This window comes from Brevundimonas sediminis, from assembly GCF_048799765.1.
In the GTDB taxonomy this organism is placed as follows: Bacteria; Pseudomonadota; Alphaproteobacteria; order Caulobacterales; family Caulobacteraceae; genus Brevundimonas.
Map to the genome: position 1 here is coordinate 153,678 of NZ_JBLYQK010000001.1, position 25,864 is coordinate 179,541.

The 25,864-nt window shown below is 68.4% G+C and carries 24 protein-coding genes and 1 tRNA gene; 14 read left to right on the forward strand and 11 right to left on the reverse strand.

Annotation, left to right across the window (positions count from 1 at the left end):
- Window positions 1–12: 12 nt before the first annotated feature.
- Window positions 13–2,673 carry a protein kinase domain-containing protein gene (locus ACLQ7T_RS00805; RefSeq protein ID WP_420477681.1) on the reverse strand — a complete coding sequence of 887 codons (2,661 nt, stop codon included), beginning with the start codon at window positions 2,671–2,673 and terminating at the stop codon, window positions 13–15.
- A 559-nt stretch (window positions 2,674–3,232) separates the two neighbouring features.
- Here ACLQ7T_RS00805 and ACLQ7T_RS00810 point away from each other — a divergent pair.
- Complete coding sequence (locus tag ACLQ7T_RS00810) at window positions 3,233–3,613, forward strand: hypothetical protein (RefSeq protein WP_420477682.1); 381 nt, start codon at window positions 3,233–3,235, stop codon at window positions 3,611–3,613.
- 709 nt (window positions 3,614–4,322) lie between these two features.
- Here the strand turns inward: ACLQ7T_RS00810 and ACLQ7T_RS00815 are convergent.
- From ACLQ7T_RS00815 to ACLQ7T_RS00830, 4 genes are all read right to left on the reverse strand, one after another.
- Window positions 4,323–4,754 carry a flavodoxin family protein gene (locus tag ACLQ7T_RS00815; RefSeq protein WP_420477683.1) on the reverse strand — a complete coding sequence of 144 codons (432 nt, stop codon included), beginning with the start codon at window positions 4,752–4,754 and terminating at the stop codon, window positions 4,323–4,325.
- Window positions 4,751–5,416: a flavodoxin family protein gene (locus tag ACLQ7T_RS00820; protein ID WP_420477684.1), complete on the reverse strand. Its 666-nt coding sequence runs from the start codon at window positions 5,414–5,416 to the stop codon at window positions 4,751–4,753. Before ACLQ7T_RS00820 ends, ACLQ7T_RS00815 begins: the two co-directional genes overlap by 4 nt.
- Before the next feature lie 3 nt (window positions 5,417–5,419).
- Window positions 5,420–6,313, reverse strand: a complete 894-nt coding sequence (locus ACLQ7T_RS00825; protein WP_420477685.1) for an SDR family oxidoreductase — start codon at window positions 6,311–6,313, stop codon at window positions 5,420–5,422.
- A 65-nt stretch (window positions 6,314–6,378) separates the two neighbouring features.
- Entirely contained in the window at window positions 6,379–6,642 is a 264-nt protein-coding gene (locus ACLQ7T_RS00830; RefSeq protein WP_420477686.1) for a SemiSWEET family sugar transporter, read from the reverse strand.
- Window positions 6,643–6,753: 111 nt separating this feature from the next.
- Between ACLQ7T_RS00830 and ligD the strand changes: the two genes are divergently transcribed.
- Window positions 6,754–9,339: a DNA ligase D gene (gene ligD / locus ACLQ7T_RS00835; RefSeq protein WP_420477687.1), complete on the forward strand. Its 2,586-nt coding sequence runs from the start codon at window positions 6,754–6,756 to the stop codon at window positions 9,337–9,339.
- 3 nt (window positions 9,340–9,342) lie between these two features.
- On the opposite strand, the gene ku is transcribed toward ligD, so the two are convergent.
- The 3 genes from ku to ACLQ7T_RS00850 all read right to left on the reverse strand — a co-directional run bounded on the left by ku (window position 9,343) and on the right by ACLQ7T_RS00850 (window position 13,722).
- Window positions 9,343–10,245: a non-homologous end joining protein Ku gene (gene ku / locus ACLQ7T_RS00840; protein ID WP_420477688.1), complete on the reverse strand. Its 903-nt coding sequence runs from the start codon at window positions 10,243–10,245 to the stop codon at window positions 9,343–9,345.
- A gap of 149 nt (window positions 10,246–10,394) precedes the next feature.
- On the reverse strand, window positions 10,395–12,542 hold the full coding sequence (locus ACLQ7T_RS00845) for an amylo-alpha-1,6-glucosidase (protein ID WP_420477689.1): 2,148 nt from the start codon (window positions 12,540–12,542) through the stop codon (window positions 10,395–10,397).
- 64 nt (window positions 12,543–12,606) lie between these two features.
- A complete protein-coding gene (locus ACLQ7T_RS00850) occupies window positions 12,607–13,722 on the reverse strand; it encodes a glycosyltransferase family 4 protein (protein WP_420477690.1) in 1,116 nt (371 codons plus the stop codon).
- 1,228 nt (window positions 13,723–14,950) lie between these two features.
- Here ACLQ7T_RS00850 and ACLQ7T_RS00855 point away from each other — a divergent pair.
- Window positions 14,951–15,103 (forward strand): hypothetical protein, encoded by a 153-nt coding sequence (locus ACLQ7T_RS00855; protein ID WP_291836039.1) that lies wholly within the window; start codon window positions 14,951–14,953, stop codon window positions 15,101–15,103.
- Complete coding sequence (locus ACLQ7T_RS00860) at window positions 15,082–16,176, forward strand: tyrosine-type recombinase/integrase (RefSeq protein ID WP_420477691.1); 1,095 nt, start codon at window positions 15,082–15,084, stop codon at window positions 16,174–16,176. The genes ACLQ7T_RS00855 and ACLQ7T_RS00860 overlap by 22 nt, the downstream gene beginning before the upstream one ends.
- Window positions 16,177–16,204: 28 nt before the next feature.
- Here ACLQ7T_RS00860 and ACLQ7T_RS00865 read toward each other — a convergent pair.
- Window positions 16,205–16,294, reverse strand: a tRNA-Ser gene (locus ACLQ7T_RS00865).
- A 97-nt stretch (window positions 16,295–16,391) separates the two neighbouring features.
- On the opposite strand from ACLQ7T_RS00865, the gene ACLQ7T_RS00870 reads away from it, so the two are divergent.
- Genes ACLQ7T_RS00870 through ACLQ7T_RS00890 form a run of 5 tightly spaced genes read left to right on the forward strand, consistent with a single transcriptional unit; the run spans window position 16,392 to window position 20,418 of the window.
- A complete protein-coding gene (locus ACLQ7T_RS00870; protein ID WP_420477692.1) occupies window positions 16,392–17,192 on the forward strand; it encodes a septal ring lytic transglycosylase RlpA family protein in 801 nt (266 codons plus the stop codon).
- 37 nt (window positions 17,193–17,229) lie between these two features.
- Window positions 17,230–17,856, forward strand: a complete 627-nt coding sequence (tmk, locus tag ACLQ7T_RS00875) for a dTMP kinase (RefSeq protein ID WP_420477693.1) — start codon at window positions 17,230–17,232, stop codon at window positions 17,854–17,856.
- Window positions 17,853–18,833, forward strand: a complete 981-nt coding sequence (locus ACLQ7T_RS00880) for a DNA polymerase III subunit delta' (RefSeq protein ID WP_420477694.1) — start codon at window positions 17,853–17,855, stop codon at window positions 18,831–18,833. The genes tmk and ACLQ7T_RS00880 overlap by 4 nt, the downstream gene beginning before the upstream one ends.
- Window positions 18,830–19,618, forward strand: coding sequence for a TatD family hydrolase (locus tag ACLQ7T_RS00885; RefSeq protein WP_420477695.1), 789 nt, complete (start codon window positions 18,830–18,832; stop codon window positions 19,616–19,618). Before ACLQ7T_RS00880 ends, ACLQ7T_RS00885 begins: the two co-directional genes overlap by 4 nt.
- Window positions 19,618–20,418 carry an MBL fold metallo-hydrolase gene (locus ACLQ7T_RS00890; protein ID WP_420477696.1) on the forward strand — a complete coding sequence of 267 codons (801 nt, stop codon included), beginning with the start codon at window positions 19,618–19,620 and terminating at the stop codon, window positions 20,416–20,418. The genes ACLQ7T_RS00885 and ACLQ7T_RS00890 overlap by 1 nt, the downstream gene beginning before the upstream one ends.
- Window positions 20,419–20,429: 11 nt before the next feature.
- On the opposite strand, the gene ACLQ7T_RS00895 is transcribed toward ACLQ7T_RS00890, so the two are convergent.
- Window positions 20,430–21,272, reverse strand: coding sequence for a carbonic anhydrase (locus ACLQ7T_RS00895; protein WP_420477697.1), 843 nt, complete (start codon window positions 21,270–21,272; stop codon window positions 20,430–20,432).
- Window positions 21,273–21,358: 86 nt separating this feature from the next.
- Entirely contained in the window at window positions 21,359–22,363 is a 1,005-nt protein-coding gene (gene hemB / locus ACLQ7T_RS00900) for a porphobilinogen synthase (RefSeq protein ID WP_420477698.1), read from the reverse strand.
- 238 nt (window positions 22,364–22,601) lie between these two features.
- Here hemB and ACLQ7T_RS00905 point away from each other — a divergent pair, with 238 nt between their 5' ends.
- The 5 genes from ACLQ7T_RS00905 to ACLQ7T_RS00925 all read left to right on the forward strand — a co-directional run bounded on the left by ACLQ7T_RS00905 (window position 22,602) and on the right by ACLQ7T_RS00925 (window position 25,827).
- Entirely contained in the window at window positions 22,602–23,741 is a 1,140-nt protein-coding gene (locus ACLQ7T_RS00905) for an isobutyryl-CoA dehydrogenase (RefSeq protein ID WP_420477699.1), read from the forward strand.
- Complete coding sequence (locus ACLQ7T_RS00910; protein ID WP_420477700.1) at window positions 23,738–24,028, forward strand: hypothetical protein; 291 nt, start codon at window positions 23,738–23,740, stop codon at window positions 24,026–24,028. The genes ACLQ7T_RS00905 and ACLQ7T_RS00910 overlap by 4 nt, the downstream gene beginning before the upstream one ends.
- Before the next feature lie 73 nt (window positions 24,029–24,101).
- On the forward strand, window positions 24,102–24,368 hold the full coding sequence (locus tag ACLQ7T_RS00915; protein WP_420477701.1) for a type II toxin-antitoxin system Phd/YefM family antitoxin: 267 nt from the start codon (window positions 24,102–24,104) through the stop codon (window positions 24,366–24,368).
- A complete protein-coding gene (locus ACLQ7T_RS00920; protein WP_420477702.1) occupies window positions 24,349–24,765 on the forward strand; it encodes a PIN domain-containing protein in 417 nt (138 codons plus the stop codon). Before ACLQ7T_RS00915 ends, ACLQ7T_RS00920 begins: the two co-directional genes overlap by 20 nt.
- Before the next feature lie 9 nt (window positions 24,766–24,774).
- Window positions 24,775–25,827: an enoyl-CoA hydratase/isomerase family protein gene (locus ACLQ7T_RS00925; protein WP_420477703.1), complete on the forward strand. Its 1,053-nt coding sequence runs from the start codon at window positions 24,775–24,777 to the stop codon at window positions 25,825–25,827.
- Window positions 25,828–25,864 lie beyond the last annotated feature (37 nt).

Sequence of the window (25,864 nt, forward strand, 5' to 3'; positions counted from 1 at the left end):
CTGAAGCCTGGCTCAGCCCCGCAGGGCGGCCTTCAGCCGTTCCTGCCGCTGCAGGGTGAAGCGATCCCGATTGTCCGTCAGGCCGGGCTCCGCGCGCGCTAGCAAGGCCCGGGCGTCGTCGCGGCGTCCCTGCGCCCAGGCGATCTCGGCCAGCAGCAGGTCCAGTCCCGCCCCCCAGTTCGGATCGCCGACCAGCTGGGCGACCGCGGTGCGATCGATATCCGTCAGGAGCGGCGCGGCTTCCCGGTGTCGGCCGGCGATGATCAGACAGTCCGCCAGGGCGGCGCGCACGCCGTTCTCCAGCGCGGGCGCGCCGGTCCCTGACACCCTCACGGCGGCATGGGCGGCGCGGATCAGCGCGAGTCCTTTGGTGGTGGCGCCGGCCCGGCAATAGTTGACGCCCGTGTCGGTGCGGCCGGCCACGGCGGTGAAGGACCCCGCCCCGTCCTTGGCCTCGGCGGCCCGCCATAGCCGGTCCCCGTCCGCCGCGGCCTCGGCGTACAGGCCGAGGGATCCCAGCGATTGCTGCCGCGCGGCCAGCAGCAGAAGCGTGTGCCGGTGATCGCGCCCCAGTCGCCGCTCCATGGCGGGCAGAAGCGCATTGAAGGCGTCCACCGCGGCCTCGTAGCGGTGCATCAGCATTTGGGTTTGGGCCAGGTTCAGGCGCAGCAGAAGCGTGTCGGGGTGGTCCGGACCCTGGATCGCGGCCATCTCGCCCACGAGCCGCCGGAAGATCGGCTCGGCCTCGGCGGCTTCGCCCATTCGCAACAGCATGAAGGCGTGCCGCTGGGCGATGTTTATCCTCTGGACGGGGGTGAAACGGGTCGGGTGGGCCTCCGCCCAGTGATGGGCGGCGGCGAAGCGCGCCAGGGCCTCGGGACCGTCGCTCTTCGCCAGGGCGATGTGGCCGAGGGCGGCGTCGCGCCAGAATCTCAACTCGTTGTCCGGACCGGTCGCCTCGATCCGGGCGTCCTCGGCCCCGACCCGGCGCTCGGCGCTGTCCAGGCTGCCTTCGCGGGTGGACAGTGCTTCCGCCGTCGCCCATTGCAGGCGGTTGATGATGGCGTCGTCGCTGTGCGCCTGCCCGGCCCGGCGGTACTGGCCGTCGGCCGAACTGTAGAAGTTGAAGGCGCGGGGGTAGTCTGATCGCTGGTCGAAGGCGCGGGCCAGCGAGGCATGCAGGCGCGCCGCGATCAGCGGCTGGCCGGCGAAGCGTTGGTCGATGACGCCGCTAGCCCGGACGATGGCCTCGACCAGGGGCTCTTCGGCCTGGGCGGCGCGAGTCGGATCGGGACTGCCCAGAACGTCGTCCGCCAGGAAGGCGTAGCTGGCCTCGCTGAGCGCCAGGGCTCGACGCGCTTCGTCGCGTTGCTGCAAGGCCAGGGCGCCGCCGCCCACGGCCAGAACCAGCCCGCCCGCGACGGCGCAGACGGCGGCGATCACCGCCGGACGCCGCGCCCGCCGCGCGCTTTCGCGAGCCTCCAGCGTCTGCAGCCTGGCGGCCGCCTCGACACGCTCGGCCTCGGCCGAGCGTCGGTCCGGCAGCGTCGCCAGCCTGTCCGCCAGCGACCCGGCGTCGCGCAGGCGCTGGGCCGGATCGCTGGCGCTGGCCTCGGCGATATCGGCGCGCAAAAGGTCATCGTCGATCCGGTTCTCCCAACCGGGCGCGAAGGTCTGGTCGAAGTCCCGGGTTGTCAGCTGGAGAATGATCAGGCCCAGGGCATAGACGTCCGAGCCGACGCTCGGCGCCTCGCCCCGGAGCAGTTCGGGCGCCATGTAGGCGCGCGTACCGCCGCGGCTGGAACCGTCCGCGTCATCGTCGAGATCTCCGGTGATGTTGAGGCGCGCCAGGATCGCCGCGTCGAGCAGCCGCCCGTTGCCGAAGTCGGCCAGGCGCACGACCGGCCGCCCGTCGGGAGCGGGGGACACCAGGATGTTCGACGGTTTCAGATCCTCGTGCAGGACGCCGGCGCCGTGGGCGGCGGCGACAGCGCGACAGAGCTTCTCGGCCAGATCGAGGCGGAGCGCCCGGGTGTCGGCGTCGGCGTCAAGTCCTGACAGGAAGGACTGAAGATCCTCGCCCGCGTCCCGGCTCTCGATCCAGTAGGGTCGGTGATCGAAATTCCATTCCAGTAGCTCCACGGCGGGTTGGGCGTCGCCCAGAGCCCTGCGCAGCACGCGGTACAGGGTCGCTTCCCGGCGCAGCGCGGCGAGCCGGTCGCCGCTGTCAGCGAATTTGAAGACCCGGGTTTCGCCGGATTTTTCATGGACCGCGCGCCAGACGTCGCCGGCCTCGCCGTCGCCGAGCGATTGTTCCAGACGCCATTGAGGTCGGCCGGGCGCGGGGTCTCCGGGGGCGAAGTCGAACCGGACGGCCGGCTGGACCGGGGCGTCAACGATCTGGACCGCCGAGGTCAGCCTGTAGCCGATCTTGGGGACGGTCTGGATCAGCCGGCCGCCGGTGTCGTTCAGCGCCTTGCGCAGCTTGGAGACGGCGGTGGTCAGCGAGGCCTCGACCACATGGACCTCGGGCCAGACCGTGTCGAGGAGCTCCTCCCGCGTCAGGGTCTCGCCCGGATGCAGCAGAAGTTCCAGCAGGACGAGGAGCGGCTTGCCCTCCAGCTCGACCTCCTGTCCGCCGACGATGAGCTTCCAGCCCGGTTCGTCGAACACCGCGTCGGCGAAAAGCCAACGCCGACGCCGGCCGCTTCTGTTCTGCGCGTTGGTCTGCACCGCCATCCCTGCCCTGCCGCGATCTCCCGGTCCCTGAGGTGACTGTAGCCGCAAACCCCGGGCCGGCGCCAAGAGCGGGTCCTCTGGCCCCGGACTGCGCAACACCGACAGGCACGGAGCGCTACGCTTGCGCCGTTCCTACGCTCAAGGGAGCCACGGCGCGCGCGGGGCTGCCGTGCATTCCCGGAGGCCGAAGGCGGTCCGATGATCCCCGCGCAAGGCTCCCTTGCCGTCGCGTCGGGCCAAACGACCGATCTATGAGTATCAGAGGTCCTTCGACACCTGACGGTCGCGCGATCCGGAGGTCGGACCGCCGTCCAACGCGCCGTTCATGGGCGCGTCGCGGGTCAAGTCCCCAAGATGGACGCCTGGACAGGCCCAATGACGGGACTGTCCCGCGGCGTCAGGCGACCCGGGTGCCCGGCTGGGCGTAGACCATGTAGCGATAGATGAAGTCCTCGACGCCCTCGATCGAGGTGTCCGCGCCGGTGACCGGGGCGTGGATATCGCTGTACTCGACCCCGCAGGGATCGTCCGGGCCGAGGCCGAGGTCGTCTCGCTTGCGCTGGCTGCAGGGCGTGCCGCGTCCGATCCGCGTGGTTGCGACACTGATGGTCGTCGGCGTGCGCTGACCGATGTATTCGGCCAGAAGACCTACGGTGTCGCCAGTTCAAACCGCGGCGTCATGGTGGCCGACGACGTGAACCTGGTGGTGACCGCCGCATGGATGCAGGACACCCAGGGACGAACCTGGCCGGACGGCGTCGTTCCGGACGAGATGATCCAAGGGAATGCCGAGGCCGTACTCGACGCCGCCATCGCCTGGTTGAGGGCGCAACGGACCTGCGCAACGACTGCGGACGCGGGCGTTGATCCGTGATCAGCGCCCTCCTGGCCGTGGCGCTGGCGGGCTTGGCCGCTGCCCTTGGCCGCGCGTTCGCAGGAGACCCTGCGGCCACGACCCACGACGCTCTGTAGACGTCGGAAAGGCTGGATGCTGAATGGATCCGTCCGGCGCGAGCGGCCACGCCCATTCCGGCCTGTTCGACAAGCGCTGCGTCGGGACCCTGGCGTCCGACCCGGCCGGCGATCTCGTCGTCGGGGCGCGGCGTTACCAACGGCCGCGGCTGGGGTTGGAGCGATCCAGTTCTGGGTGATGGCCGATAGATTGGCCGGTGCCTGGTCGTCCGCAACGGGTGGGGCGCGGACCATGGACCGAGTGGCGGCGACCCGCTCTCTACCCCCACGCAAAGCCTGTCTTGGCCCCGCTGGCGCGCCGTCCTGACCTGGCCCGAGGCGTGTCCGCCGTTTCGAGCACGGCGACGGTGAGCCACCGCCTCGGTCTCTCTAGCTTAGTCTGGTGTTCAAACGGCAGTTGGGCGCTTGTGAAGCGAACCGGCCGCGGTCGGCGCATGTCTTCCGGTCCGGGATGGCCGGTGTGAAGTCAGGCAGAACAAGGCCCGCCTTAATGTCCCAACCAGGCTACGCTGCAAATGTCCGCTCTTGGCGCCAAGCCGCCATTCAGTTCGGGTTTGGAAAATTGATCCCCGAATGTTGCAACCCGACAGGGTGATCGACATCGGAAGGTTCTATTTCTGCCGTGGGCTGGCGAGCCCCGCGTAGGTTGAGACCAACTTCCCCATTCGGCGCGCCTTGATGGCGCGGGCCAACTCTTCAGCGGCGATCCGGACCTCGGCCTGCATGTCCGTGTCGCGATCCAGGGCCTCGTGGCTGGTCGCATAGGGCTCCCAGTAGCCGATGTAGCGATCGATCTCGGCGTCCGGCCCGGCGGGGGTGAATTTCATGGACGTGAGCCAGTCCGATACCGATCGGCGGACGGTCTCGGCGCCTTCGACATCGCCGTGGACGACCACGGAGAAAATCCGGCCCTGCAGGTGCCGGGGATAGGCCCAGCCCTTCAGCTCCTCCGCCTTGGCCCGCTTGGCGTCCTTGCCCTGGGTGAGGGTCGGGTCCGGGTTGCCGCCGTCCGCGCAGACCAGCCGGTCCATCATCAGCTTCATCGGGAAACCTGGTACCAGTTGACCGGGGTGACGATGAAGACGCCATGCGCCTCCACCCACATCGGGTAGATATCGTTCATCCAATCGTGAACCTGCCCCAGCGAATAGTTGGGATAGCAACTGCACGGCCAGTGGCAGAGGGCCGCCGCGGTCGAGAAGCAGGCCTTGCAGGGGTGGATGTCGCGTCCGTACTCGCTGGCCAGCCGGGACAGGTCCAGCACCCGGGTCTCGATCCCGGCGTCCCGCAGGGCCTGCTCCGCGCAGGACACCAGCCGGAAGCTCTTGGACATCTCGCCCGGGCAGGTGTGCTCCGAACGGGATGAGCCGTTGATCAACAGCACCCGCGGCGGTCCGGACGCGTCGTCGAACCGCGCTTGGGCGTCATCGACCATGGCCCTGGCGTTGATCCAGTCCTCCGCCAGGTCGTAGTCCGGGTCCGCATAGCCCTCGCCGGCCTTGCGGGTCACGGGCGACTTGCGGCCTTCGCAGTAGGCGTCCCAGGCGACGGCGGCCACCTGGTCCAGCGCCGACTGCATGGGGGTGAAGGCCGGGTCCTTGAACTGGCTGAGGTAGCGCTCGGTGAACTCCGCCCTTGTCAGGGTCGGGGACGGCATGCCCTTGCGCGGCTCCGGCGCGGGGCCGGCGGCTTTAGACTTCGCCATGCGTCAGGCGATCCCGGCGCCGCCAGTGACGCCATAGACCTCGCCGGTGGTGAAGCTGGCGGCGGCCGAGGCGAGCAGGACATAGACGGGTGAAATCTCCACGGGCTGGCCGGGACGGCCGAAGGCGCTGTGTTCACCGAACGACTGCACCTTCTCCATGGGCTGGCCGCCGGAGGGTTGCAGGACGGTCCAGAAGGGACCCGGCGCGACCGCATTGGCGCGCACGCCTCTCTCGATCAGCTGTTTGGCCAGGGCCTTGGTGTAGGCGACAATGCCGGCCTTGGTGGTGGCGTAGTCCAGCAGGATGGCCGACGGCTCATAGGCCTGAATGGAGGCGGTCGTGATGACGGCGGCGCCCGGCTCAAGATGCGGCGTGGCCGCCTGGACGATCCAGTGCAGGGCGTAGAGGTTGGTCTTCATCGTCCGGTCGAAGTCCTCGGTGGTGACCTCGTCCACGCTCTCCCTGAACTGCTGGCTGGCCGCATTGACCACCAGGGTGTCCAGGCCGCCGAAGGTGGAGACCGTCCGCGCGACCATCTCACGGCACCAGCTTTCGTCAGTGACGTCGCCGGGCAGGGCGAGGGCCTTCCGGCCGGCGGCCTTAATGAGGGCGATCACCTCGGCGGCGTCCGCCTCCTCGGACGGCAGGTAGCCGATGGCGACATCCGCCCCTTCCCGCGCATAGGCGATGGCGACGGCCCGACCGATGCCGGAGTCGCCGCCGGTGATCAGGGCCCGGCGTCCCTCGAGCTTGCCCGAACCGACATAGCTGTCCTCGCCGTGGTCCGGCCTGGGCTCCATCTTCCGGGCGAGACCGGGCGCAGTCTGGGGCTGCTCCGGAAAGGGCGGGGCGGGATACTGGCGGCGCGGGTCCTGCAGGGCGGGGCGGTCGGTCATGGCGAATCCTGTCTCCTGTACGGACCGGATCAACCGCAGCGCCTCCCAGCCGTTCCCGCCGGCCCTCAGCGAAACCGCCATTTCATCAGCAGAACTAGGCCGGCCATGACCAGGGCGCTGGCGTTGGACAGGATCAGCGGCCAGGCCTTGATCAACACGCCGTAGGCCACCCAGAGGGCGAAACAGGTCACGGTCAGGGAATAGGTCTTCAGGGAGACCGCCGAGGCGTCCTTCTCGCGCCGGATCTTGATCGCCTGGGGCGCGAAGCTGGAGATCGAGCACAGGGCGGCGAGGGTCCCGATGACGTTGGCGGCGAGTTCCGTGGACATCCGCCAGAAACCGGGCCGGCCGGCGTCTGTTCCGGCCGCCTCTGGTTCGGCCTGTCTGATCCAACCGCCGCAGTTCGCGTTGAGTCCGCCTTGGCCCTTGAGGACGACCGGATGCGCGGGGAACTGGAGACCTACCGGAAGAAGCGGCGGTTCGAGGCGACGCCGGAGCCGAAGGGCGTCAAGGCGCGCACGGCGAAGGGCGCGCCCCTGCGCTATCTGATCCAGCGCCACGCGGCGACCCGGCTGCACTATGACTTCCGCATCGAGGTCGACGGCGTGCTCAAGTCCTGGGCGGTGACCAAGGCGCCGTCACGCGATCCGGCGGTCAAGCGACTGGCGGTCGAGGTGGAGGATCATCCGCTCGACTACGGCGACTTCGAGGGGACCATCCCGTCAGGCAACTACGGCGCCGGCACGGTCCAGATGTGGGACACCGGGACCTGGACCCCGCAGGCGCCCGAAACGCTGGAGGCGGACTTCGCCAAGGGCTCGGTGAAGATGTGGCTGGAGGGCGAGCGGCTGAGAGGCGGCTGGGCGCTGGTGCGGCTGAAGTCGGATCGGGGCAAGCCGTCCAAACGGAACAACTGGCTGCTGATCAAGGAAAAGGACGAGCAGGCCGTCCCCGGCGAGGGCGACGCCAATATGGAGATCGACGCCTCGGTCACGACGGGCCGCAGCCTCGCCGAGATCGCCGAAGGCCCGAAGCAATGGACGGCGTCCAGGCCGGTCGCGCGCAAGGGGCCGGCCAGGCCGAAGGCGCGGGCGGCTGTGACCTCGAAGGCGAGGAAGCCGCACGCCTTCGTGCCCCCGCAGCTGTGCAAGCCGGTCGACTATCCGCCCGGCGGCGCCGGCTGGGTGCATGAGATCAAGTTCGACGGCTACCGGCTGCAGGTGGCCACGGGCGGCGGTCGGGCGACGGTGCGAACCCGCAAGGGGCTGGACTGGTCGGCGAAATTCCCCGAGCTGGCCGCCGATGCGGCCGCCTGGCCGGATGCGGTGATCGATGGAGAGCTTTGCGCCGTGGGCCGCGAGCACCGTCCCGACTTCTCGGCCCTGCAGGCGGCGATCTCGGAGGAGAAGACCGGGGGGCTGATCTATTTCGCTTTCGATCTGCTGTTCGAGGGGGCGGAGGACCTGCGGGGCCTGCCGCTGTCACACCGCAAGGCGCGGCTGCAGGCCTATATCGACCGCATTGCGAAGGGCGCGCGGCGGCGCATTCGCTACGTCGATCACTTCGGCTCGACCGGGCAGGCGGTGTTGCAGAGCGCCTGCCGGATGGATCTGGAGGGGGTGATTTCCAAGAAGCTGGACGCCCCTTATCGCGAGGGCCGGTCGTCCAGCTGGGTGAAGTCGAAATGCCGGGGCGGAGATGAGGTGGTGATCGGCGGCTGGACCGCCGAGGGCGACCGCTTCCGCTCCCTGATCGTCGGCGTGCGCGATAAGGGCGGCCTCCGTCATCTGGGGCGGGTGGGGACGGGCTATTCCGCCGCCGTACTGAAGACGCTGGAGCCGGCGCTGAAGGCGCAGGCGACGGACCGCAGCCCCTTTATTGGCAAGGCGGCGCCGAAGCGGCGATCCGGGCCGCACACGGTGCATTGGGTGAAGCCGGTGCTGGTCGCCGAGGTTGAACACGGCGGCTACACCGACAGCGGGACGCTGAGACAGGCCGCGTTCAAGGGGCTGCGGCAGGACAAGCCCGCCGCCGAGGTGACGGAGCGGCCGCAGGTCCCGGTCAAGCCGAAGACGGGCGGGAAGGCCGCGCAGATCACCGTCCCGGGGGAGACGCAGCCGAAAGGCCGGGTGATCGTCGCCGGCGTGACGATCTCCAGTCCGGACAAGGTGCTGTGGCCCGCGTCCGACGACCGGCCGGCGATCACCAAGGCCGATCTGGCGCGATACTATGAGGCCGCGGCGGCGCGGATCCTGCCGCATGTGGCGGACCGGCCGGTCTCGATTGTGCGCGCGCCGGACGGGATCGAAGGGCAGCGGTTCTTCCAGCGTCACGCCATGCCCGGTTCCAGTCCGCGCCTGACCCTGATCGATGTGAAGGAGCGCAAGCCCTACGTCGGCGTGGCCAACGTAGGCGGGCTGGTCGCCATTGGTCAGTCCGGCGGGCTTGAGTTGCACCCCTGGGGTTGCCGCCCCGGCGATCCGGAGACGCCGGAACAGGTCACCTTTGACCTCGATCCGGATGAGGGCCTCGATTTCGCGGACGTCATCGCGGGCGCCAAGGCCTTGAAGGCGAAGCTTGAGGCGCTGGGCCTGACGCCCTTCGTCAAGACGACCGGCGGCAAGGGGCTGCACGTCGTGGTTCCCATCCGGTCGGACGGTCGCAGCCGGGTGGAGTGGGACGAGTGCAAGGCCTTCGCCAAGGCCGTCTCCGAGGCGGTGCGCCGCGACGATCCGGACCGCTTCACGACGACGCTGGCCAAGAAGGCCCGGGGCGGGAAGATCTTCCTCGACTATCTGCGCAACGGGCGGATGGCCACGGCCGTCGCCCCTTGGTCGCCCCGCGCCCGGCCGGGCGCCGGGATCGCCTTGCCCCTCTCCTGGGGGCAGGTGCGCAAGGGGCTCGACCCTCGCGCCTTCACCCTGCACGACGCCGCCGCCCAGCTGAGGAAGCCGGACCCTTGGGCTGACTTCCGCAAGGCGGAAGCCTCTCTCAGGCCGCTGCTGAAAAAGCTGGGCGTGGACTGAGCCTCAGGCGGCCTTCTTCCGCGACGCGGTTTTCTTCGCCGGAGCCTTTCTGGTCCTGGTCGTCTTGGCCGCGGCCTTGGCCGGAGCCTTCTTCGCGCTTGCCTTCCTGGTCGCCGTCTTCGCCCCCGAGGCCGAGCCCTTCAGGCTGTTGCGCAGGGCCTCCATCAGGTCGATGACATTGGACTCTTCCGGCTCCGGAGCCTCGACCAGCCGTTTGCCGCCCTTGGTCTTGGCCTTGATCAAGGCCTTGAGCGCGTCGTCGTAGCGGTCCTTGAAGGTGGTCGGATCGAAATCGGCCTCCTTCTGGCCGATGATGCGAGTGGCGATCTCGACCATGTCGGCGTCCGCCTTCACCTTCGGAATGTCGTCGAAATAGTCGCCAGCGTCGCGTACCTCATCGTGGGCGCGCAGGGTCCAGGCGACCAGCCCCTTGTCCCGCACCTCCAACGCCAGCTGGCGCTCCTTGCCGCGCAGGACCAGCGACCCCAACGCCACCTTGCCCTGCTTCTTCATCGCGTCGCGGATGACGACGAAGGCTTCGATGCCGGCGCCCTTCTCGGGCATGACGAAGAAAGGGTCGGCCCAGTACAGGCGGTCGATGTCGGCCTCGTCCACGAATTTGTCGATGGCGATGACCTTCGTGCTCTCCAGCTTCACCTTGTCGAAATCGGCGTCGTCGAACAGTACGTATTCGTCCTTCGAGACTTCGTATCCCCTGACCAGATCGGACCGTTCGACCGGTCCCGCATCCGGGTCGGTCGGGACCATGCGAATGCGATTGTGGGTCTCGGGGTTGATCAGGTGGAAGCGCACATCATTGGCGCTGGTCGTCGCGGTGTAGAGCGCCACCGGGCAGCTCACCAGCGACAGCTTCAGATGTCCTTGCCAGGTAGGGCGGGCGACCATGGTTCTTCTCCGGACGGTGTCAGGATCCTAACGTCGGCCGACAACAGGTGTTGCAGCCGACCGCGGCGCCCGAGCGCGGGGCTGACGGTCCGGGCCGCCCGATCGGAACAGAGGTGGGGTTGCAGGCGAGGGTGCGGAGGCGGCGAGGGTCAGCCGAAGGTACGCACCCTCATCCCACCCCGGCGGTGGCGCGGCATCACGACCGTGCGTTGGCCCATCTGCTGGAAGGCGAGGTCCACGACGGCGTCGCCGACCTGCAGGCCGGTGACGTTCAGGCGGTCGATGCCGGCCGGGAGGACCGGGTCGTCGATCTCGACCACGCCCGCCGCGGCGTCGATGTCCACGCCCAGCGCGGCCTGCAGCATCAGGAAGACCGACCCGGCAGCCCAAGCCTGGGGAAGGCAGGCGACCGGATAGGCGATGGGCGGCTCGCCGGCCAGGCGCTCGAACCCGCAGAACAGTTCGGGCAGGCGCATCTGGAAGTGGCTGGCGGCGGCGTAGATCTCGTTGAGCAGCAGGGCCACCGCCCGACGCTCGCCGTATCGCGCCATGCCCGCCGCGGCCATGGCCGTGTCATGCGGCCAGACCGAGCCGTCGTGGTAGCTCATCGGATTGAAGCGTGCCTGCCCGAGAGCCAGGGTCCGTACGCCCCAGCCGGAGCGAAACTCGGCGGACAGCAGTCGCTTCGTCACCCGCAAGGCGCGGTCCTTCGAGGGCAGGCCGGTGAATAGCAGATGTCCGGCATTGGAGCCGATCGCCCGGCATTGGGCGCCTTCGCCGTCCAGGGCGATGGCGTAGAAGCCCTCGTCCTCCATCCAGAACCGCGCCTCGACCAAAGCGCGGGTCGCCTCGGCGCGGGCGGCCCACTCGGCTTGTCGATCGTCGCCCAGCATCCGGGCCAGGTCCGCCATCGCGCGCCAGGCGGCGAAGGCGTAGCCCTGCACCTCCAGCAGGGCGACGGGACCTTTCGGAAAGCGTCCGTCGGCATGAAAGATGGAGTCTTCGGAATCCTTCCAGCCCTGGTTGGACAGTCCGGTCTCGGCGCCGCGCTGATAGCTGATCAGCCCGTCGCCGTTGAAGTCGCCGTGTTCGATCATCCAGTCGGTTGCGGCGATGAGGTTGGGCCAGATGTCCCGGATCAGGGCGAGGTCGGCGGTTCGACGGGCGTAGGCGCCGGCCAGGGCCACGAACAGGCAGGTTGTGTCGACCCCGCCGTAGTAGAGGCCGAAGGGCACTTCGCCGAGCGCGCTCATCTCGCCGCCGCGGGTCTCGTGCATAATCTTGCCGGGCGCGCTGTCCTGGAAAGCCGACACCGCTGTGGCCTGCCGCCGGGCCAGATAGGTCAGGACGCCCCGGGCCAGGGACGGATCCAGCCACAACATCTGCCAGGCGGTGATGATCCCGTCGCGGCCGAACGGGGTCGAGAACCAGGGCACGCCGGCGTAGGGGTAGGGACCGGTCGGCAGGTCGGTGGTCAGCAGGGCGACGTCGGCCCGGCTCTGGTCCAGCCAGTCGTTGAAGCGGGGACTGCGCGGTCCGCGCAGGGTGGCGCCGCGTCGCCGCCGCCGCCGCATCGACAGCCGGGCCTGCAGGGCGTTGAGACGGAAACGGGTCTCATCCGGCTGATCGCAGCTGTCCGGCCCGCATTCGATATACAGATCCACCCGCCGGCCCTGGGGCAGGCTGAACATGAACTCGGCCTTGTGGGAGCCGAGACGGGCCGGGGGCTCCGAAAAGGCCAGGCAGGCGTCGCGCTGGACGCCGTCCAGGCCCGTGTAGCCGAACCGGACCCGGCGCCCGTCGGAGGTCGGGGGAGCGAGGGTCCCCCGCTTCGGCCGCGGCGTGCCGCGCACCTGGAAGATGTCCGCGAAGTCCGCTGCGAACTCGAAGGCCAGGGGCAGGAGTACGTCCTCCACCCCGTGATTGACCACGCGGACACGTTCGAAAAGCCGGCGATCCCACAGGAAGCGCCGCCGCTCGATGTGCAGGACCCCGGCCGGGGCGGAGCGACCGCCCATGGGCGGCAGGGGGCGGTTGGTGGTGTGACAGATGAAGAAGACATTGTCCTGGCTCACGCCGGAGCTCAGCCGCGATGGGCGCACCCCGCCGACGGTCATGACGAGCCGGGACAGTAGGCGGGTGTCGTGGTCGAACAGGCCGTCCGCGCCGCCCTTCAGGTCGCCCCAGGGGTCGGCCACGCAGAAGGTGTCGGCGTCCTTCAGCGCCATCAACTGCTCAAGGCCGTCGACCTCGCCGCTGTCGGCCGCCGTGGTCTGCACCGAATAGGCGTCGTCCATGAGGGCTCCCTTCGATGCCGCCGGTCTCTACCGCAGAGGCGAACGCCTGATGGCCGAAGCGGGTTCAGGCCCTGGCCGCGAAACTCCGGGCCTCGTCCAGCGGGCGAAGGGGTGTGACCACTTGGCTCAGCGGCGCCTCGGCGAAGGGACGGCGGGCCAGCAGGTCGCCGTAGACGTCCAGGTAGCGGCGCGCCATGGCGGTCGAGGAGAAGCGCAGTTCGAAGCGGGCGCGGATCGCTTCGCGGTCCAGCAGGGCGGCGCGGCCGGCGGCGGCGACGGCCTGCTCCAGGGTTTCGACCAGGAAGCCGGTCTCCCTATCCTCGATGATCTCGGGCGTCGAACCGCAGCGGAAGGCGACGACCGGCGTGCCGCAGGCCATGGCCTCGATCATCACAAGGCCGAAGGGCTCGGGCCAGTCGATGGGGAAGAGCAGGGCCTCGGCGCCGCCAAGGAACGCGGACTTCTGGTGATCGCCGATCTCGCCGACGAACTCGATCAGCGGATTGGTCTCCACCATCGGCCGGATGACCGTTTCCCAATAGGCCTTGTCCGCGGCGTCGACCTTGGCGGCGATCTTTAGAGGTTTGTTGAGCAGGGTGGCGATCTCGATGGCCCGGTCGGGGCGCTTCTCCGGCGAGATGCGGCCGAGGAAGGCGAGATAGCCGCTCGATTGCGGGCTGAACGTGTACAGGTCCGACGGCATGCCGTGATGGACGGTGGCCTTCCAGGTGGCGAAGGGCAGGGGACGACGCTGGTCATCCGAGATCGAGACCAGGCCGTAGTGCGGCCAGCGTTCGTAGACCCCCGGAAGGTCCTTCAGGTCGAGCCGGCCGTGGAGGGTGGTCAGCGTCTTGTCCGCATGCCGTTCGAAGAACGGGAAGTGGATCATGTCGGTATGGAAATGGATGACGTCGAAGTCATCGGCGCGCTTCAGCACCTCGGCCAGCATCGACATATGGGCGGCGAGGTCGGACTTGAGCGGGGCAGGGTCCAGCCGGATGGCCTGGTCGCGCACCGGGATCAGGCGGGCGCGGGTCTCGGCTTCGGCGGAGGCGAACAGGGTGACGTCATGGCCCAGATCGACCAGGGCGTCGGTCAGATGCGCCACGACCCTTTCGGTGCCTCCGTAAAGCCGGGGGGGAACAGCCTCGTACAGAGGGGTGACCTGCGCGATCTTCATGATGATGCTCCCGACGCACGCACCCGCGTGACGTCCGAGTCGCCCAACCTGCTCGCATAAGCGAAGTTCCGCGCCCTCTGAGATTTTGCCCGAGATTGTTTGGCGGTTTCAGAGGGCGGGCTTGGAACCCAGACGCGGATGGGTTCAGCCGATAACGCGTCTCGTCGAAGGTCAACCACTCGCGCTCTAGCGCGTGAAATCAAGGCTTCGTGCACATTCACCCGAAAGCACTGCGCAGAGTGCATTTTCAGACAAACGCGCTGGACGAGGGGTTGCGTTGGATTGCGACCGTTGGGATCTGGCGGGAAAGTTGCAAACTGGCGCGATTGGGCCACCAGGGTCTCAAACGGAACTCTCGCTGAAAAGAGAGTCCCGGCCGTCCGGCCCTGTGGCGATCTCGGCGAGCCTGGTGATGCGAGTTGATCGGGGTTGGCGCGATGCGCCCCAGGTGCGCAATCTATCCAAGATCGGCTTTTTTGGTTCCCAATATACTGAAGCGGCCGCCCGCCCTTCGGACTTCGGTTCGCGATCCACCGAGAATGGTCTGGCCAGCCAGCGATCTACCAAAACAACCGTTCGGACTCGATGCCCGGGCTCGAATAGATGCTGATCCCGTACATTAAGCCGCTTCTGAGGTTCGCGATCCACCGAAGATTTGTCGCTTCGGTTCGCGATCTACCGAAACGACCGTCGCGTTCTGGCTTTTGGGTTCGCGATCCACCGAAACGAACTTTCACCGAAAGCGGGCAGAAGAGCCGGTCCCGTTGAACGAGGGGCGTTTCAGGGACACCTCGATAGGCATGGCCCCGCCACTCGCCCTGCGCCTTCAGGTTAGTCCCGCCGACTGCTCTGTACATGCAAAACGACGCAAAGGCGTGCAACTCACCGATAGCAAACCGGCCACCTGATCGGTCTGCCGCACTCACACATTCATACAAATCAGTCCGTTGCTCGGCGTTAGCCAAGCATTCGTGCCGGAATGTCGCTTTCGTGCATCAGTACCGAGTAATCTGACTTGCGCATTTTTGCGCATTTTTGCCTCTAGTTCGGAGGCAAGATGTGTATTGTAGGCCTACAATACGGCCTTACTCGCCAGCTCGACGAATAACGCGCTGTTCCATCGCTTGAGAGGCGCTGCCGCACCTGTCTAACGTTGCCGGAGTGGCAGCGTGGACTGGAGAGTTGAGTGGCCAGGCAGGGCATAGTTCGGAAGGCGGATCTGCGTCGGGTGATCGACACCTTGCAGGAACGCGGCGTGCCTCTGGGTGCGCTGGAACTGCTGCCCGGGGGCGAGGTCCGGCTGCATCTGGCCGCGCCGGGTACGGTGATGGCGAGCAGCCTCGATAAGGAGGTTCTGTCGTGGGACGAGGCCTTAAGCTGATCGGCTTTCCCTACGTCAGCAGTTTCAGCGACCGGCACGGCAAGGTCCGCTACCGTTACCGGCGGACCGGTCAGAAGGCCATCTATCTGCATGGCACGCCGGGCTCGCCGGAGTTCGCCCTGGAGTACGACGCGGCGGTTTCGGGTCGCACGACCGCGATCGTACCGGGAGCCAGCAGGACCGTCCCCGGGACGATCAACGCCCTGGCGGTCGCCATCTACGCGTCCGCGGAATGGCGGCTGCTTGAGGCGTCGACCCGGGACACATATCGCGGGATCATCGAGCGTCTCCGGAACGACTATGGCGGTCAGTCGGTGCGCGCGATCCAGCCGCACCACGTCCTGAAGATGCGGGACAAGCGGGCGGAGACGCCGTGGGCCGCCAACAAGATGGTGCAGGTGCTGCGCTGGATGATGGCGTTCGCGGTCGCGCGACAGTGGCGGGCGGACAACCCGGCCGCGGGCCTCAAGCCGCTGAAGGCGCCGTCGGTCGGGTTCCCGGCCTGGACGGAAGCCGATATCGCCCGGTTCGAGGCGCATTGGGCGGTCGGGACGCGGGAGCGGCTTGCCTTCGACCTTCTGCTCTACACCGCCCAGCGCTCAGGCGACGTCCGACAGATGGGGCGCCAGCAAATCCGCGATGACGCGATCTTGGTCCGGCAGGAGAAGACCAAGACCTTCCTCGAACTCCCCATCCACCCGCAGCTGAGACCTTCATTGCAGAGTGTTCCGGCCGGGCAGATGCTCTTCCTGACGACAAAATCCGGCGCGGGCTTCACCGCCGGCGGCTTCGGCAACTGGTTTCGGGATGCAGCCCGCGCCGCGGGAATCGAGGACCGCTCGGCGCACGGGCTGCGGAAATCCGCCGCGACGCGGCTGGCCGACGCCGGATGCACCGAGGCGCAGATCAAGGCTGTGACCGGTCACACGACCTCGAATGAGGTTGAACGGTACACCAAGGCCCGTGACCAGAAGCGACTTGCGAAGGACGCCTTCGCGCTGATCGGCGGCACGCAAGGCGAACAGAATTTGGCTAACTCCGCGAGCGGATTAGCCAAATCGAACTCTAACTGACTGAAAACTGGAGGCTTCACCATGAAGGTGGCGGACAGGGTGGGATTCGAACCCACGGTAGGCTTCCACCTACGGCGGTTTTCAAGACCGCTGCCTTAAACCACTCGGCCACCTGTCCGTGCCTTGTGAGCGGACACGCCGCATACCCTCAAACGGGCCGTTAACCAAAGCGGAAATGTCCGCGTGGCATGTCGATCTCCACAAGGATCGGGATGATGACGGCAAGACTTCTCAAGGGCGCCTGTATCGTGGCGCTGCTGCCGCTGATGGCGGCGTGCGCCACGGGCGCGCGGTCAGGGGGCGGGCCGCGCCTGCCCGTGGTCACCGATCCGGCCCCCATCGTGTCGGGCACCATGCGGCCGTACCAGATCCGCGGACGCTGGTACCGCCCGGCGGAGCAGCCGGACTATGACGAGACCGGAACCGCCTCCTGGTACGGCGACCAGTTCAACGGCCGGCCGACCGCGACCGGCGAGCGGTTCGACATGTACGCCCTGACCGCCGCCCACAAGACCCTGCCCCTGCCGGGGCTGGTCGAGGTCACCAACCTGTCCAACGGGCGCAGCCTGGTGGTGCGCATCAACGATCGCGGGCCGTTCGTGGATGGACGGATCATCGATCTGTCGCGCGGGGCGGCGGACCAGCTGGGGCTGCTGCAGCAGGGCGTGGGCGAGGTGAGGGTGCGCTATCTGGGGCCGGCGCCGCGCCTCGGCTCGGCCCAGCCGGTCCGATACGCCGCCGCCGTCGCCCCGGCGCCCGCGGCGCCGCGTCCCGAGCCGGCGCCCGAGGTCGGCGCCTATTGGATCCAGGCCGGATCGTTCAGCGACCGGCGCGCGGCCCGGCAGGTCGCCGGCCGTCTGGGCGAGCGGGCGACGGTGGATGTCACGGGGCAGGGCGATACGCCGCGTTATCGGGTTCTGGTGGGGCCGTGGTCCGATCCCGACGCCGCGGAACACGCCCGACAGGCCGTCGTGGCGCGCGGATATGCCGACGCCCTGTTGATATCGGGCCGCTGACCCTTGCACCCCGGGCCGGCGTCGCCATTGTGCGCCGGTGACCCAAGGTCGATTCATCACGTTCGAGGGCGGCGAAGGCGCCGGCAAGTCGACCCAGGTCGCCCGACTGGTCGACCGGCTGCGCGCGTACGGCCTCGATGTGGCGCGCACCCGCGAGCCCGGCGGCTCGACCGGCGCGGAGGAGATCCGCAACATCGCCCTGAACGGCGACGCGGGCCGCTGGTCGCCCCTGACCGAAACCCTGCTGATGTTCGCCGCACGCAGCGACCATCTGGAGAAGACCATCCGCCCCGCGCTGGATGAGGGGCGGTGGGTGGTGTGCGACCGGTTCGCCGACTCCAGCCGGGCCTACCAGGGCGCCGGCGGCGGGGCGCCGGCCGACTTCATCGAGAGCCTGGACGCCGCCATCGTCGCGGACACCCAGCCGGACCTGACGCTGATCTTCGACCTGCCGGTCGAGGTGGGGCTGGAGCGCGCGTTCGGGCGGGGCCTGTTCGAGACCCGCTTCGAGTCCAAGGGGCTTGAGTTTCACAAGAGGTTGCGCGAGCGATTTCTTGAAATCGCGAAGGAAAATGCGGATCGCTGCGTGGTGATCGACGCGACCGGCGATGAGGCGGCCGTGGCGGCGCGGGTGTGGGCGGCGGTCGAGGGGCGGCTGCTGTGAGCGAGCACCCGCGCGACCGGTTCGACCTGGTTCCGGACGCCGCCGCCGAGGCCGCCTTCGTGGACGCCCTGTCCCGGGGGCGACTGCATCACGCCTGGCTGCTGTGCGGGGTCGAGGGCTCGGGCAAGTCCACCTTCGCCTATCGCGCCGCCCGCCGTCTGCTGGGCGCCGCGCCCGATCCCTCGCGCGGTCCGTTGGGCTCGGCTCCGCATGACCCGATCTCGCGCCAGATCGCGGCCCAGTCGCATCCGGACCTGCTGGTGCTGGAGCGGCTGGTCGAGGGCGGCAAGACCCGGAAGTCGATCTCGGTCGACCAGGCCCGCGACCTGCCGGAGTTCTTTTCCAAAAGTCCGTCCCAGGCCCGGTATCGCGTCGCCATCATCGATGCCGCAGACGATCTGAACCTTAACGCCGCCAATGCCTTGCTGAAGGTTCTTGAGGAGCCGCCCGAGCGCGGCGTGCTGTTCCTCGTCACCCATGCGCCGGGGCGTCTTCTGGCCACCATCCGCTCGCGCTGCCGTCGTCTGGCCTTCCCGGTCTGGCCGCAGCATGCGCTGGAGGAGCTGGTGCGCAATCGCACGGGCGTGTCCTCGGCAGAGGCGGCGCGAATCGCCGGCATGGCCGGCGGTTCGCCCGGTCAGGCGCTGGCCCTGGCGTCCGGCGCCACGCTGGAGGCCGACCAGATCGCCCAGGACTGGGTGAACGCCGACACGGTCGACCGCGCCGAGGCCCTGGCCATCGCCGACAAATTCCGCGGCGCCGAGGGGCAGGAGCGCTTCGAGACCCTGATGGACCGGCTGATCGCGGCCGTGAAGGTGCGGGCGCTGGAAGAGGGCGCGTCCGGCGCCCGATGGGCCGACCTGTGGACCCGCCTGTCCGAACTGCCTGATCGCACCGCCGCCATCAACCTGGATCGCGCGGACGTCCTCGCCGGCGCGCTGGCGGACCTGCAACGCACCAAGGCCGCCCGCGGATGATCATCGACAGCCACGTCAACCTGCACGCCCCCCAGTTCGATGAGGACCGGGACGCTGTCATCGCCCGCGCCCGCGAGGCGGGGGTGCAGATGATGGTCGAGATTTCGGACAGGCTGTCGACCTTCGAGGCGACGCACGGCCTGGCCATGGCCCATGACGACATCTGGTGCACGGTCGGGGTCCATCCGCATGAGGCGAAGGACTATACCGACCTGACCGCCGCCCGACTGGTCGAGCTGGCGCAGCGGCCCCGCGTGATCGGGATCGGTGAGTGCGGACTGGATTTCCACTACGATCTCAGTCCCCGCGAGGAGCAGGCGACGGTCTTCCGGCAGCACATCGAGGCGGCGCGCCTGACCGGCCTGCCGCTGGTGGTCCACACGCGCGAGGCTGACGACGTCATGGCCGCCATTCTTGAGGAGGAACAGGCGAAGGCGCCGTTCAAATTCCTCATGCACTGCTACACCAGTGGTCCGGAACTGGCGGAAAAAGCGGCGAAACTCGGAGCATGGTTCTCGGTCTCCGGCATCGCCACCTTCAAGGCGGCGCAGGAGGTTCGCGACATTGTCGCCGTCATGCCGGCGGACCGGATCATCGTCGAGACCGACTGCCCCTATCTGGCGCCGGTCCCGCAGCGCGGCCGACGTAACGAGCCCGCCTACGTCGGCCACGTGCTGGACAAGCTGGCCGAGATCCGGGGCTGGTCCCGGGACGAGGCGGAGGCGCGCACCACCGACGCCTTCTTCGCCCTGTTCGACCGCATCCCGAGGCCGGCAGGGCAGTGATGGACGCGCTGGAAGTCGTCATCCTGGGCAGCGGCTCCTCCGGGGGCGTGCCGCGCGGCGACGGCGACTGGGGCGCCTGCGATCCGGCCGAACCGAAGAACCGGCGCACCCGCTGCTCGGCCCTGATCCGGCGGCATGGTCCCGGAGGGGTGACCAGCGTCCTGATCGACACTTCGCCGGACCTGCGGGCGCAGATGCTGATGGCGCACGTCCGCCATGTGGACGCCGTCCTCTACACCCACGACCACGCCGACCAGACCCACGGAATTGATGATCTGCGGGTCTTCGCCATGCGGGCCCGCCGACGTATTCCGGCCTTCATGGACGCCCCGACGCGCGCGGCCCTGACCGCGCGGTTCGGCTATATCTTCGAGACGGTTGAAGGCTATCCGCCGATCCTCGACGTGCACGACATCCCGCCGCATGGGACGGCATGGTCGGTGGACGGGGCGGGCGGGACCGTGCCGGTCGTCACCTTCGACCAGACGCACGGGCCGATCCGCTCGGTCGGCTACCGACTGGGCGGCCTCGCCTATTCCAGTGACGTCTCGGATCTGGATGAGGCGGCCCTTGAGGCGGTGCGCGGCTGCGATCTGTGGATTGTCGACGCCCTGCGCTGGACCGCCCATCCGACCCACGCCCATGTCGACCGGGCGCTGGACTGGATTGCGCGCGCCCAGGTGAAGCGCGCGGTCCTGACGAACCTGCATATTGATCTGGATTACAACGCCTTGTCGGCGGTTGTTCCGGAAAACGTCGAAGTGGCCTACGACGGCTGGAGCGCCCGTCTGGCGCTCTGACGCCGAATATCTCAGACGGGGGCAGGCTCAGGGCTGTGGGCGTGACCCTGCCCCTCGTCCGCATGGTCTTCGGCGGCGCGGGCCCCGGCGGGCTCGTCCGGCCCGGGCGCGTCTTCGTCGAGGAAGTCCACCCGACCGGTCGCCATGTCCTTCACCGCGGCCACCACCCTGATCCGGCCGGCGTGCGCGGCCTCGGCCAGGGCCGTATCCGCGGTCAGCAGACGGGCGACCACGCGACGGGCGTTCTCCTCGACCGCCAGCCGGGCCTGGTCCGGTCCGCCCGCGTGCCGCGCCGGCAGGACGGCGGGCAGGATCGGCACAATCATCTCTTCCAGAGACGGATCGAGTTCGGCCCGGCCGTCCACCACGGCCTCGGCCGCCGCCACGGCGCCGCAGCCGGTGTGGCCCATCACCACCACCAGCGGGCAGGCGAGGTGTTTCACCGCATAGACGATCGAGGCCAGGCCGCGCCGGTCGACGGTGTTGCCCGCCACGCGGATGATGAACAGGCGGCCCAGACCCTGGTTGAACAGAATGGTCGGCGGCGTCCGGCTGTCGGCGCAACCCACGATGGTCGCGATCGGACTCTGGCCGCCCTGCAGGGCGTCGAGGTCCTGTGCGGTGACGTGCCCCAGCCGGGTGTCGCCTCCCAGGAAGGCGGCGTTGCCGGCCTTCAGCAGGGCGAGGGCTTCGGCCGGCGTCGGCGGCGCCGCCGGCTCCGGCGTCGACGCGGGGGCGGGTTCGACTTCCGGCGCCGCCGCAGCCTCCCGCGCGGCCAGAACCTCGGGCTCCGCCACCGGCGCCACGACGGTCACGGACCGGGCCCTCTTCCGACCGAACCAAAGAAACCCCATGGCCCCAACTCCCCCGAGCGCTGTCTCCCGTTAACCTTTCTGGAGAACCCGGGTCTTTGCCGCAAGGGGGATGCGGCGACGGCCGCTCAGGCGCCCAGAAGCCGCGCCGCCTGCGGGGCGAAATAGCTCAGCACGCCGGCCGCGCCCGCGCGCTTGAAGGCGTGCAGGCTTTCCAGAATGGCCCGGTCTTCCTCCAGCCAGCCGTTGGCCATGGAGGCGCGCATCATCGAATATTCGCCCGACACCTGATAGGCGAAGGTCGGCAGGCCGAACGTCTCGGAGACCCGACGCACGATGTCGAGATAGAGCATGCCCGGCTTGACCATCACCGCGTCGGCGCCTTCCGAGATGTCCATCGCCACCTCGCGCAGGGCCTCCTCGGTATTGGCGTAGTCCATCTGGTAGGTCTTCTTGTCGCCGCGCAGCGCCTTCGACGAGCCCACGGCGTCGCGATACGGACCATAGAAGGCCGAGGCGTATTTGGCGGCGTAGGACAGGATCAGGGTGTCGTGGAAGCCGTTGGCCTCCAGCGCCTCGCGGATCGCCTGCACCCGGCCGTCCATCATGTCCGACGGCGCCACGATGTCGGCTCCGGCGTGGGCGTGGATGAAGGCCTGTTCGGCGAGCCGTTCCACCGTCGCGTCGTTCAGGATCCGGTCGCCCTCGACGACGCCGTCGTGGCCGTGATCGGTGTAGCAGTCCAGCGCCACGTCGGTCATGACGCCGATCTCGGGGGCGGCGTCCTTGATCGCCTTGATGCAGTCGGGGATCAGCCCGTCCGGATCGGTCGCGCCCGTTCCGACGCCGTCCTTGATCGCGCCGTCGACGTTCGGGAACAGGGCGACCAGCGGGATGCCCAGATCGCGGGCCTCCTTCGCGGCCTCGGCGGCGGCTTTCGGCGACAGGCGGGACACGCCCGGCATGGACGCGACCGGAACCCGGTCTTCCTTGCCGTCGTGCACGATCAGCGGCCAGACCAGATCGGCCGGCGTCAGCGTGGTCTCGGCCACCAGACGGCGCACCCAGGGGCTGGAGCGCAGGCGGCGCGGACGGGCGTAGGGGAAGGCGGCGGGCGGGAAGGGCTGGGTCATGGCGGCCTCTTAGACCCGTTGGCCGATCGGGTGAAGGCGGCCGCGTGGGTGAAGCGTGCTCGTGAATGGTGAGCGGATGCGTCCGAGGCTGACGCTGTGGCCACTCACTATCCACGAGCACGCTTCACTCCGCGGCTCTCCGGACGACCGGGCCGCTGCCTCTCCCCACGGCTGAGGGGTTCGGCTAGAAGCGGCGCGAACCGGCCCGTCAGAGGCCGACAGACTTGAGGAAACACACATGGACTTCGCCCTCACCGACGACCAGCGCGCCATCCAGGACGCCGCCCGCGCCTTCGCCGAGGCTGAACTGGCCCCGCACAGCGCCGAGTGGGACGAGACCAAAACCTTCCCGGTCGACGTCATGCGACACGCCGCCGAGATGGGCTTCTGCGGCATCTATACGGGCGAGGAGCACGGCGGCATGGCCCTTGGCCGCGTCGAGGCGGCGCTGATCTTCGAGGAGCTGTCGCGCGGCGACGTCTCCACCGCCGCCTTCATCTCGATCCACAACATGGCGACCTGGATGATCGACAGCTTCGGCTCGGCGGAGCTGCGCGCCCGCTATGTGCCGTCGCTGGTGACGATGGAGAAGATCGCCAGCTACTGCCTGACCGAGCCGGGTTCGGGCTCCGACGCCGCCGCCATGCGCACCACGGCGGTGCGTGACGGCGACCACTACGTCCTGAACGGCTCCAAGGCCTTCATCTCGGGCGCCGGGACCTCGGACGTCTATGTGGTCATGGCCCGTACGGGCGAGCCGGGCGCCAGGGGCATCTCGGCCTTCGTGGTGGACCTCGGCACGCCGGGCCTGTCGTTCGGCGCCCAGGAGAAGAAGATGGGCTGGAACGCCCAGCCCACCGCCATCGTCAGCTTCGACGACTGCCGCATCCCGGCGGAGAACCTGCTCGGCAAGGAGGGCGACGGCTTCCGCTACGCCATGATGGGGCTGGACGGCGGCCGCCTGAACATCGCCGCCTGCTCGCTGGGCGGCGCCCGCCTGGCCCTCGAAACGGCGCAGGACTACGTCTCGACCCGCAAGCAGTTCGGCAAGGCCCTGGCCGAGTTCCAGAACACCCAGTTCAAGCTGGCCGACATGGCCACCCAGCTGGACGCCTGCCGCCTGATGGTCCTGCGTGGGGCCTGGGCCATCGACACCGGTCACCCGGAAAAGACCAAATGGTGCGCCATGGCCAAGCGGTTCACCACCGACGCCTGCTTCCAGATCGCCGACGAGGCCCTGCAGCTGCACGGCGGCTACGGCTATCTGAAGGACTATCCGCTCGAGCGCATCGTCCGCGACCTGCGCGTCCACCGCATCCTCGAAGGCACCAACGAGATCATGCGCGTGATCACCGCGCGGGAGATGATGCGGCAGTGAAGACCGAACTGCCAGTCGCAAAGCGTTTCAAGCATCCGCTTGGTGTGGCGGTGCATGAGATTCTCTGGCGCGACTGGGACCCCATCGGAGTATTCGATTGGGGGCCGAACGACGAGTACGACGCCTACGTCTGGCCCGTCATCGGCAAGGTGATGAGACGCGAAACTGCTGAAGAGGTCGCGGCCTACCTCGCTTGGGCCAGTGATGAACACATGCAGTGTCCGCAGCCTGAGGGGCGCAATCTGGAGATCGCCCGCAAGCTGGTCAGGCTGAGGCCGGGGAGCTGACCTTTGGGTCGCGGTGGTCGCCATTGCTTTCAAAGAGTGCTATTCTGACCAGAAATCTGGTCAGGACATTCTCATGCGCACCGTCGGCGTTCTCGAAGCCAAGACCAACCTCTCGGCCCTCCTCGATAATGTGGAGGCGACCGGTGAGGTAATCGTCATCACGCGTCATGGCAAGGCCATAGCCCGACTGTCGCCCGAGCCTGCCGCGCGTCAGTCCAGCGCCCCGAGTGTGGCCGAGCGCGCGCGGGCCTTCCGGGAGAAGCAGGCGCCGGATCCCGAATGGGCCTCTCTCTCGTGGGAGCAACTGAAAGCGATTGCGCGTGACGAAGCTGGTCGTTGACGCCTCGGCGGCGGCATCTTGGCTGCTTGCCTCGCAGGCGACGCCGTCCGCCATGGATTTGCTGGATCGCATCGAGACTTTCGAACTCACCGCGCCTCATGTTTTCCAATGGGAGATAGGAAATCTGCTTGTCCGCCAGACCCGTCGTGAACCGGATTTCGATCTTTCGGGCGCCTTCGCCGTTCTCGACAGCTTCAAGATTGTATCAGCGCCTCCGGTTGGGCGTGAGGGTGTTCAGGCCTTGGCCCATATCGCGGCCAGCCGGGGCCTGAGTCTATTTGACGCCGGTTACCTCTGGCTGGCCATGGAACAGGATGCGGCGGTCGTGTCTCGTGACGGTGAGCTTCTCGCCGCCGCGACCGCCGCCGGGCTTCCCGTCTTCGATCTTCGCGGCTAATCCCGGCGCATGACCGACGAAGCCGAAATCCTCACCCGCGTCTCCTCCGGCGTCGGGATCATCACCCTAAACCGGCCCAAGGCCCTGCACGCGCTGAACAAGCCGATGTGCGACGCCATGATCGCGGCCCTGCTGGCGTGGCGAGAGGATGAGACGGTGAAATCCGTCCTGATCGATCACTCGGGCGAGCGCGGCTTCTGCGCCGGCGGCGACATCCGCATGATCGCCGAGAGCGGGGCAGGGGATGCGTCGGAGGCCAGGGCCTTCTTCCGCACCGAATACCAGCTCAACCACCTGTTGTTTGACTATCCCAAGCCGGTCACCGCGATCGTGGACGGCATCGTCATGGGCGGCGGCGTGGGCATCTCCGAGCCCGCCACCGTCCGCATCGCCACCGAGCGCACCACCTACGCCATGCCGGAGACGGGAATCGGCCTGTTCCCGGATGTGGGCGGCGGCTGGTTCCTGCCGCGCCTGCCGGGGCAGACCGGCGTCTGGCTGGCCCTGACCGGCGCGCGGCTGAAGGCGGCGGACACCGTCTTCCTGGGCATTCACACCCACTATCTGCCGACCGATGCGCTGGAGGCCTTCCGCGCCATCCTGTCCGCCGACCCGGCCTATCCGATCGACGTCGCCGACGGGCTGGAGGATGATCCGGGCGAGGCCCCGATCGAGGCCCATCTGGAGGCCATCGACCGCCTGTTCGCCTTCGACACGGTCGAGGAGATCTTCGCCGCCCTGGAGGCTGACGGTTCGGAGTGGGCGCTGGCCCAGCTGGCGATTCTCAGGACCAAATCGCCCCAATCTCTGAAGGTGTCGCTGCGTCAGATGCGGCTGGGCGCGAAGATGGACAGCTTCGCCGACAACATGGCGATGGAGTTCGCCCTGGGCGGCCGCGTGGTCTCGACCCACGACTTCCAGGAGGGCGTGCGCGCGGTCATCGTCGACAAGGACAATGCGCCGAAATGGTCCCCCGCTGATCTGTCGGGCGTCACGGATGCGAGCCTGGACGCCCTGTTCGCGCCGCTGCCCGAGGGCGAGGCCTGGACGCCGCTGCCCTGATCGCGCGACGCCCTTGCATCGGGCGTCGCGAGGCGTA